This window comes from Rhabdaerophilum sp. (genome assembly GCF_046092605.1).
Lineage (GTDB): Bacteria > Pseudomonadota > Alphaproteobacteria > Rhizobiales > Beijerinckiaceae > Rhabdaerophilum.
On the sequence record NZ_JBJTDY010000150.1, the window covers coordinates 23023 to 30210 of the forward strand.

The 7188-nt window shown below is 65.5% G+C and carries 6 protein-coding genes; 2 read left to right on the forward strand and 4 right to left on the reverse strand.

Features of this window, described 5'->3' with window-relative positions; translation table 11 throughout:
- Nucleotides 1–8 precede the first annotated feature (8 nt).
- Together ACKODO_RS11625 and ACKODO_RS11630 are read right to left on the reverse strand one after the other, a co-directional pair.
- Nucleotides 9–908, reverse strand: coding sequence for a DMT family transporter (locus ACKODO_RS11625; protein ID WP_408983597.1), 900 nt, complete (start codon nt 906–908; stop codon nt 9–11).
- Nucleotides 905–2251 carry a serine hydrolase gene (locus ACKODO_RS11630; RefSeq protein ID WP_408983598.1) on the reverse strand — a complete coding sequence of 449 codons (1347 nt, stop codon included), beginning with the start codon at nt 2249–2251 and terminating at the stop codon, nt 905–907. The genes ACKODO_RS11625 and ACKODO_RS11630 overlap by 4 nt, the downstream gene beginning before the upstream one ends.
- A gap of 385 nt (nt 2252–2636) precedes the next feature.
- Between ACKODO_RS11630 and ACKODO_RS11635 the strand changes: the two genes are divergently transcribed.
- Together ACKODO_RS11635 and ACKODO_RS11640 are read left to right on the forward strand one after the other, a co-directional pair.
- Complete coding sequence (locus ACKODO_RS11635; protein ID WP_408983599.1) at nt 2637–3800, forward strand: acetyl-CoA acetyltransferase; 1164 nt, start codon at nt 2637–2639, stop codon at nt 3798–3800.
- A gap of 11 nt (nt 3801–3811) precedes the next feature.
- On the forward strand, nt 3812–5032 hold the full coding sequence (locus tag ACKODO_RS11640; RefSeq protein ID WP_408983600.1) for an MFS transporter: 1221 nt from the start codon (nt 3812–3814) through the stop codon (nt 5030–5032).
- 3 nt (nt 5033–5035) lie between these two features.
- Here the strand turns inward: ACKODO_RS11640 and ACKODO_RS11645 are convergent, their stop codons facing one another.
- Together ACKODO_RS11645 and ACKODO_RS11650 are read right to left on the reverse strand one after the other, a co-directional pair.
- Nucleotides 5036–6379, reverse strand: coding sequence for a hemolysin family protein (locus tag ACKODO_RS11645; protein WP_408983601.1), 1344 nt, complete (start codon nt 6377–6379; stop codon nt 5036–5038).
- Nucleotides 6380–6428: 49 nt separating this feature from the next.
- Nucleotides 6429–6695 (reverse strand): BolA family protein, encoded by a 267-nt coding sequence (locus ACKODO_RS11650; protein WP_408983602.1) that lies wholly within the window; start codon nt 6693–6695, stop codon nt 6429–6431.
- Between the last annotated feature and the right edge of the window lie 493 nt (nt 6696–7188).

Sequence of the window (7188 nt, forward strand, 5' to 3'; positions counted from 1 at the left end):
TTTCGTCCTCACGGCTCCCTGGTGCCCAGGCGGATCTCGGCCGCAAGCGCCGCGAGGATCAAGGCCACGCCAATGGACTGAACCGGGGTGAGAACCTCGCCGAGGAAAAGGCCGGCCATGGCGATGGCCATCACCGGCTCGAACAGGAACAGCAGCCCCGCGCGGTCGGCGCTGATCTTCTGCGCGGCCACGAGTTGCAGCCAATAGGCCAGCGCATAGGCGCCCATGGCCAGCGCCACGGCGACGGGGGCGATGCCGAGCGCGACGGCCGGGTTCGCCAGCCCGCCCTGCAGCCAAGCGAACAGGAAGGCGAGCGGCCCCATGAAGACCTGCGTCCAGAAGGCGTTCCGCAGCGGCGCATTCGGCACATGGCTCGCGGTGATGAACAGGTAGGCACAGGCGAAAGCCCCACCCAGCGTGAACAGCACGCCCTTCAGAGACAGCCCGGCGAGAGACGGCCCCACAGCCGTCACCAGGCCTGCGAAGGCCACGACGAACACGCCCATCTGCACCCGCGAGATGCGCCGGCCCTCGATGCGGGAGGCGAGCAGGATCACGAAGAGCGGAAACATGTAGAACAGCACCACGGCCATGGGCACCGGCAGATGATCGACCGAGGAGAGGTAGAAGATCGCCGTCAGGCTCGCGCTGATCGAGAGGCGCAGGGTGGGGCCGGCCTCGCCAGGCAAGAGCCGCAGGCGCTCGCGTGCGAAAAAGGCGATGATCGCAAGAAGCGGCAGGAACCATACGGACCGCCAGGCGATGAGATCCGCACCCGGCATGCCCGCCTGCGAGGCCACGCGCGCGGCGGCAACATTCGCGCCATAGAGCGCGGCACTGATGAGCGCGAGGCCGGTGCCGATGCGAAGCGCGCGCCTGGAACCCCTGAAAACGGTCGATTCACTCACGGCTGGCGGCCAACATTGGCCGGGCGCTGCCGGGCTGGAGACTGTGCCGTGGCTTTCGGCGGCTGGGTCCTGGCATCAGCCTTGGCCTTGGGATTGGCCTTGCTATCGGCCTTGGATTTGGCTTTGGGCCGTGGCGCGAGCTTCTTCTTTTCCGCCGTGGGACCCACGGCCGCCGGGCGAGTTTTGGCCGGCGGGATCGCCGCCTGCGCCGTGATCGCGCCGGGAAGCTGGAGTGGCGCGCCCGAGGCGCGCGGCTGTTGCGGCGCGAGGGCGGTGGCGGGCGGCCGCCGCGCGGGCTCGCCCCGCCGGCGCGCCCCGGCGGTGCTGCCCGGCGCGCGGCCGAGATAGACCGGGATCGGCTCGAAGGTCGCGCGCGGCCCGAGCTGGATCGAGTTGCCCGAGCGCGAACCAACGGCCATGGATTCGGAGGGCGCGCGCTGCATCATCACCAGCGCGCTGGGATTGTCGATATGGGCCTGCAGGATAGCGGCGCCGGTATCCTCGGCTTCACTCGCAGGGGCGGCACCCCGGCGGCAGATCTCCTGCCGCCGGTTGGGAGCGGTTGTTTCGAAGCTCGCGGTGAGCGTTTCGAGCGTGCGCCCGTTGGCCGCGCCCCAGCCGCGACCCGAATTGAAGCCGGCATCGAGCAGTTGCGCCGCCTTCAGCGTGCGATCCGCGCCATTCGAGGCTCCGAGAACCACGGCGATGAGCGTGCGGCCATTGCGCTGCGCCGCGCCCACGAGGTTGAAGCCCGAGGCGCAGATGAAGCCGGTCTTCATGCCCATCGCGCCGGAATAACGGCCCATCAGGCCATTGGTGTTGTTGTAGACGCGATTGCCGAGTTTCAGCGCGCCGATGCCCCAGAGATCGCTGTGTTCGGGGAATTCCGTTAGCAGCGCGCGGGCCAGCACGGCGAGGTCCCTGGCGCTGGAATACTGCCGGTCATCCTCCCAGCCATGCGGGTTCACCCAGTTACTTTCACGCATGCCGATGCGGCGCGCCTCGCGGTTCATCATTGCCGAGAAATTCTCGACAGAGCCGGCCACGCCCTCCGCGACGACCACCGCGATGTCATTCGCGGATTTCACCATCAGGAATTTGAGCGCGTTCTCGAGTGTCACTTCCTGGCCCGGCTTCACGCCGATCTTGGAAGGGCGTTGCCTGGAGGCGAGCGGGGAGACGACAAGCGGGGTGTCGAGCGTGATCGCGCCGGTCTTCACCGCGCGCAAGGCCACATAGGCCGTCATCAGCTTGGTGGTGGAGGCCGGGTGCCATGGTCGCGTGGCGTTGTTTGCCTCGATCACCTCGCCGGATTCGGCATCGACCACGAGGGTCGGGACCATCGGGTTCTGCGCCTTAGCCGCGCCGGACATCAATCCGAAAGCAAGAAACGCCGGCCCGAGGCCAAGGCGCACGAAACGGGGAACAGAACAGACCGACATGATGCGACAACAAGACCCTGTGCGAAAAAGAGCCGGCGAACGGCTCTCGCGAGGCGCTTAAAGGCGGAACAAATCACTCCGCTTGATTCATAGGCCCAGTTTCGGTTCGCGAACAGCGCGGAAACCGTGCAGACGGCTTTCTGCTCACGAGAATATGGCGTTCCTCGGGCGGCTGTGCTTAAAGATTAGACGCAATTGGTATACCAATCATCATCATGCCGGGTCGCCCGGCTGGAGCAGGCGCGCGGATCAGCGCGCTTAAAGAACGCCCTGGAGGGATTCGCGCATGAGTGCTGCCATCATCGGCTGGGCCCACACCACCTTCGGCAAGAAGGAAGAGAGCCTTGAGGAACTGATCGTCACCGTTGCCCGCGAGGCGCTTGCCCACGCGGTTGTCGAGGCCGAGCAGGTCGACGAGATCTATCTCGGGCATTTCAACGCGGGCTTCTCGCCACAGGATTTCACGGCCTCGCTGGTCCTCCAGGCGGATCCGGCCTTGCGCTTCAAGCCGACGACGCGTGTCGAGAATGCCTGCGCCACCGGGTCGGCGGCGGTGCACCAGGCCGCGAAGGCGATTGCCGCGAAGGCCGCCAAGGTGACTCTCGTGGTGGGCGTCGAGCAGATGACGCGCACGCCCGGCCCGGAAATCGGCGCGAACCTGCTGAAGGCCTCCTATCTGCCGGAAGACGGCGATACGCCCGCGGGTTTCGCCGGCGTGTTCGGCAGAATCGCCGGCGGCTATTTCCAGCGCTATGGCGACCAATCGGATGCGCTGGCGAAGATCGCCGCGAAGAACCACAGGAACGGCGTGTCGAACCCCTATGCGCAGATGCGGAAGGACCTTGGATTCGAGTTCTGCCGCACCGAAAGCGACAGGAATCCCTTCGTCGCGGGACCTCTGAAGCGCACGGATTGCTCTCTGGTCTCGGATGGCGCGGCGGCCCTGGTGATCGCCGATGTGGAAACCGCCATGCAGGCGAAGCGCGCCGTGATGCTGCGCAGCCTTGCCCATGCCCAGGATTTCCTGCCGATGTCCAGGCGCGACATTCTCGCCTTCGAGGGCTGCGCGATCGCCTGGAAGAAGGCTCTGGGACAGGCAAAGCTCACGCTGGACGATCTCTCCTTTGTCGAGACGCATGATTGCTTCACCATTGCCGAGCTCATCGAATACGAGGCGATGGGCCTCGCAAAGCCCGGCGAGGGGAGCCGCGCCATCCTCGAAGGGTGGACCGAGAAGACCGGCAAGCTGCCGGTCAACCCTTCGGGCGGGTTGAAGGCCAAGGGCCATCCGATCGGCGCGACAGGCGTTTCCATGCACGCGCTGACGGCGATGCAGCTCTGCGGCGAGGCAGGCGACATGCAGATCAGCGATGCGAAGCTCGGCGGGATTTTCAACATGGGTGGTGCCGCGGTCGCGAATTACGTCTCGATTCTCGAACGCATCCGCTGACGTTACGCAAGATGACGAGCGCCTTCTCGCTGGCGCGGCGGCGCGCGGTGTTTGCCGCCGCCTCGACCGGCTACATCCTCAGCCAGTTCTATCGCTCCTTCCTGACGGTGGTGGTGGATGATCTAACGCGGGACCTCGCCATCGGCCCGAAGGAGTTCGGGGCGCTGGGAGCTGCCTGGTTCTTCGCCTTCGCGGCCTTGCAGATCCCGGTCGGGATCTGGCTCGATCGATATGGCCCGCGCCGGACGACCGTGGTGATGATGGCGCTGGCGGTGCTCGGGGCCGTGCTTTTCTCCCAGGCCACGAGCTTCTGGACGGCCGCGACCGGAATGGCGCTGATCGGTGCCGGCTGCGCGCCGATCCTCATGGGCGCGCTCTATTTCTTCGGCCGCACCGAAGAGCCGGGGCGTTTCGCGGCCCTCGCCTCGGTTTTCCTCGGGGTCGGTCTGCTGGGCGGGCTGCTCGCGGCGGCGCCGCTTGCCTATGTCGTCTCGCTCATCGGCTGGCGGATGGCCTTCCTGCTGATGGTGGGCGTAACCCTGGCCTCGCTATTGCTGATCGCCTTCGTGATGCGTGATCCACCGGCTGCGGAGCAACCGGCCAAGGTCGGGTCGATGGTCGAGGCTTTTCTTGCCCTGCTGAAATCGCCGGGCATGGTTCCGATCCTCGCGATGAGCCTTGTCGCCACCGGTCCGGTCTGGACCGAGCGTTCGCTCTGGGTCGGACCATTCTTCGGCGAGGTGCATGGGCTCGAACCGCTCGCGCGCAGCCAGATCGCACTGGCCATGGGCGTGGGCATGACCCTCTGCGCCCTTCTCGCCGGGCCGATTGCCGGGAAACTCGGCCAGCCGAAACATGTTTCCCTGACCGGAACATTGGTGGCGGCCAGCGGCTTCATGGCGCTCGCCTTCTGGCCCCTGGCGCCCTTGCCCCTCGCCATCCTCTTCACGATTCAGATCGGACTTTTCGGTGCGACCTATGCGATGATGGTCGGCCATGCCCGTCTCTTCATGCCGGCTGACGTACTGGGGCGCGGCATCACGCTCGTGAACTTCATCAACATCCTCGGTACGGGGCTGATGCAATATGCTTCCGGGGCGATGGTCGCGCATTGGAAGGCGCAGGGCCTTACTGCCCCCGCCGTCTATTCCAACCTGCATCTGATGTTCGGATTGCTGATGCTGGCGGGCGCAATGTTCTACAGCTTCGCGCCGGCCAAGCCGAAGGGCTGATGCTCAGCCCTCGCCGGCTTCGCGGCGAATGAAGAGCAGCTTGTCGATGCGACGGCCATCCATGTCGACGATCTCGACACGCCAGGCGCCGAATTCCGCGATGTCGCCTTCGCGCGGGATGCGGCCGAAAATCTCCAGCGCCAGCCCCGCAACCGTATGGAAGCGCGCATCCGAAGGCACGGCGATGCCCAGTTCGGATTCGAGGGCGCTGATCTCGGTGCGGCCATCCACCAGCGAGCTGCCATCCGCCCGCTCGATGATCTGGCGGGTCTCGACCTCGTGCTCCTCCGGAATGTCGCCGGTGATCGCTTCGAGAACATCGGTCAGCGTCACCACACCCTCGAATGTGCCGAATTCGTCGAGCACGAAGGCGAAATGGTTGCGCTTCTCGCGGAAGAGCTCGATCACATCGAGCACCGAGGAGGTGTCCGGCACGAAAACCGGCTCGCGCAGGGCCCCCTCGATATCGAAGGGCTTGCCTTCCAGAAGCTGGTCCAGCAGGTCCTTCTTGTGCACGAAGCCGAGCGGCTCATCGATGGAATTGCCCTTGGCGATGACCACGCGGCTATAGGGACACTGGCGCAGTTCGGCACGCGCCACCTTGGGGTCATCCGCGACATCGATCCAGTAGACCGCCGAACGGCGGGTCATGATCTGCGTCACCGGGCGCTCGGCAAGGCCGATCACCTCCTGAACCATCGCCTGCTCGGCCGGGTCGATGATGCCGGATTGCGTGCCCTCCTCGAGCATCGTCTCGACTTCCTCTTCCGTCACGCGGCTGTCGCGCTCCTGCCGGATGCGAAAGGTGCGCAGGATGAGCGCCGTCGAGGCCGAAAGCAGGTGCACGAAGGGGCGCGTCAGCGTCGCGACGAAGCCGAGAGGGCGCGCGACGCGAGCCGCGATGGCCTCAGGATGGGCCAGCGCGATGCGCTTCGGCACGAGTTCCCCCAGAACAATCGAAAGGAAGGTGATGCCCAGGATGACGATGCCGTAGCCGATCGGCTCGGCATAGGCGGCGATCACCGGGGTTTCCGAAAGCGCATCGCCGAGTTTCTGGCCGAGCGTCACGGTGCCGAAGGCGCCCGATACGATGCCGACGAGCGTGATGCCGATCTGGACCGAGGAGAGGAAGCGCGACGGCTCCTGCGCGAGTTCGGCGGCTTTCCGCGCGCCGGTATCTCCCGCTTCCGCCATGGCTTCGAGGCGAGCCTTCCGAGCGGAAACGATCGCCATCTCCGACATGGAGAAGAAGCCGTTCAGCAGCGTGAGGCCCAGAACGACCAGAATTTCGAAGAATAACATTGGCTCGAAGGGTTGCGATTGCGCCCGGCCTGGAAACCGGATCATGCCTGTTCTTGAGCATGAAGGCGGCGGAAAGTCCAGTCCGCAAGGCTTCTCAGGGCTCCGCGCTGGCCCGTGCCACCACGGCAAGGGCATGCAGGCCGCTCTCGAATTCCGCTGCAAGGAGCGCGTTTACCCGGCGGTGGCGTTCCACGCGCGAAAGGCCATCGAAAGCTGCCGCGCGAATGATGACGCGATAATGCGTTTCCCCACCCTCGCGCCAGCCCGAATGGCCGTGATGCTGGTGGCTCTCGTCGATGACCTCGAGCGCGATCGGCTCCAGGCTCGACAGAAGGGAACGGATGCGGTCCTGCCTGCTCATGGGGCGCATGTAGCGCGGCCGGCCATGCGGGATCAAGCAGGCTTGCCATGCACGCAAGGGAATGTCTCGGTTTGAATTTCAGCGGGGCCGATGGATGGCATCGTCTCTCTCGCATCCCCTGCCATGGCGGGCTCGGGACCTCGCAGTTTTCCCGAGCCATCTGTCTCCTTGCCTCAGGATTCGGGAACAAGGCGTCCGGGACTCGAAGGGCGGTCCACTCAGCAACAGGTTGCCCGTGCGGAAAATCCCCCGCCCGCGTCTCCCGATCGCCGTAGCCGTTGCGCTGGGCGAGGCGCAGCGCGCTCTTCCCGCCACGGGCCGCGTCGGTCAGCGCGCAGCCGGGCTATTCGATGCCGCCGCTTTGAAATGGTAATGACGGCTTGCGAACCAGAATGGCGCCGGGGCACGGAGGTTTTCTCACATGAACACAAGATCATCTTTGCTATCGCTCTGCGGTGGCGCATGGATCAGGGTCGCCGTGATCATCCTGTTC

What these genes read in the sequence shown, in the direction of transcription:
- ACKODO_RS11630 (WP_408983598.1), bottom strand. Translation starts at nt 2,251, where the DNA reads ATGGTCCCGACCCTCGTGGTCGATGCCGAATCCGGCGAGGTGATCGAG.
- ACKODO_RS11635 (WP_408983599.1), top strand. Translation starts at nt 2,637, where the DNA reads ATGAGTGCTGCCATCATCGGCTGGGCCCACACCACCTTCGGCAAGAAG.
- ACKODO_RS11640 (WP_408983600.1), top strand. Translation starts at nt 3,812, where the DNA reads ATGACGAGCGCCTTCTCGCTGGCGCGGCGGCGCGCGGTGTTTGCCGCC.
- ACKODO_RS11645 (WP_408983601.1), bottom strand. Translation starts at nt 6,379, where the DNA reads ATGATCCGGTTTCCAGGCCGGGCGCAATCGCAACCCTTCGAGCCAATG.
- ACKODO_RS11650 (WP_408983602.1), bottom strand. Translation starts at nt 6,695, where the DNA reads ATGAGCAGGCAGGACCGCATCCGTTCCCTTCTGTCGAGCCTGGAGCCG.